Source organism: Roseburia sp. AM59-24XD, from assembly GCF_003478445.1.
In the GTDB taxonomy this organism is placed as follows: Bacteria; Bacillota; Clostridia; order Lachnospirales; family Lachnospiraceae; genus Jutongia.
Genome location: NZ_QUET01000073.1, coordinates 1 through 1,359 on the forward strand (window position 1 = coordinate 1; position 1,359 = coordinate 1,359).

The 1,359-nt window shown below is 41.7% G+C and carries 2 protein-coding genes; both read left to right on the forward strand.

Annotated features, from left to right (window positions below):
* Positions 1 to 90: 90 nt before the first annotated feature.
* A complete protein-coding gene (locus DXA20_RS17010; RefSeq protein ID WP_243100718.1) occupies positions 91 to 438 on the forward strand; it encodes a transposase in 348 nt (115 codons plus the stop codon).
* Positions 428 to 1,321: an IS3 family transposase gene (locus tag DXA20_RS15925; RefSeq protein ID WP_243100719.1), complete on the forward strand. Its 894-nt coding sequence runs from the start codon at positions 428 to 430 to the stop codon at positions 1,319 to 1,321. The genes DXA20_RS17010 and DXA20_RS15925 overlap by 11 nt, the downstream gene beginning before the upstream one ends.
* Positions 1,322 to 1,359 lie beyond the last annotated feature (38 nt).

Below are 1,359 nucleotides of genomic sequence, written 5' to 3' on the forward strand. Positions count from 1 at the left end.
TATAATGGACTCGTAAATTAAGGCACTGAAAGCGACATTTCTTAATGAATCTGATATACTATAATCACCAAAAGAAAGAAGGTACTTATTATGTCCAGATCAAGAAGAAATTTCAGTGCTGAATTTAAAACCAATCTTGTCCTCCAACTGCTTAAGGGCGAGAAAGAACTCAATGTTCTTGCTGTTGAAAACGATATTCAACCAAATCTCCTTCGTAACTGGAAGAAAGAATTCCTTGCTAATGCTTCTCTTGCTTTCGATAATAAGCGAGAAGGCAATCTCCGGGAAAAACTTGCCGAAGAACGCAAGGAAAAAGCTGAATACGCCAAAAAGGTCGGTCAACTTACCATGCAGGTTGACTGGCTCAAAAAAAAATCTGAAGAAATTGTCGGACCTGACTACGAGAGTAAATTTAGTCCGAAACCTTTTGACGACTAAGGAGCTGTCGGTTTCTACAGGAGCCAAACTACTCGGAATCAACCGCACCAGCGTATATTATAGTGGCACCCCGGTTTCAGAGGAAGATTTGGAATGCAAAGCGATCATTGACCATCTGCATACTGATAATCCTACTTGGGGAGTCCGTCAGATGTCTGCACAGCTTAAACTGCGCGGATACCAGGTTGGTCGCCGTAAAGCAGGAAGATATATGCGTGAAATGGACATAACACCGATTTATCCAAAGATGAATCTGTCCAAGCGCATGAAACAGGCAAAAGTCTGTCCGTATCTGCTTCGTAATGCAGTCATAGACCGTCCAAATCAGGCATGGTCGATTGACATTACATACATTCCAATGAAGCATGGATTTCTTTATCTGACAGCCATTATCGACTGGTACAGTCGTTGTATCGTTGGTTGGGATGTTGATGATACTCTGGATACCACCATGGTCATCAATGCATGTAAAAAGGCATTTAAAATAGCCAAGCCGTTAATCATCAACTCGGATCAGGGCAGCCAGTTTACCAGCGACAAATACATCGACTTTATTCGAGACAACGGGATCCGGCAAAGCATGGATGGCAAAAGCCGCTGGGCAGATAATATCATGATTGAACGCTGGTTTCGCAGCTTCAAATATGAGGAAGCATATCTCACGGAGTATGCTAATCTCAAGGAAGCAAGAGAAGCCATCGGAAGATATATTTACAATTATAATTTTGAGCGATGCCATCAGGCAATCGACAATAAACGCCCTGCTGAAGTTACTATCCGGCAATGCTTTTGGATGAAGCCCGAGCAGCCGCATAATATAAAATTCTGGGAAATACTGCATTGTATTCTCCCATGCAACCGTCAACATATCAGTTCATTATAAAAATATCAAATTTTTGTCTTGACAACTGAGCCATTATA

Coding starts and splice junctions, on each gene's coding strand:
- DXA20_RS17010 (WP_243100718.1), top strand. CDS start 91: ATGTCCAGATCAAGAAGAAATTTCAGTGCTGAATTTAAAACCAATCTT.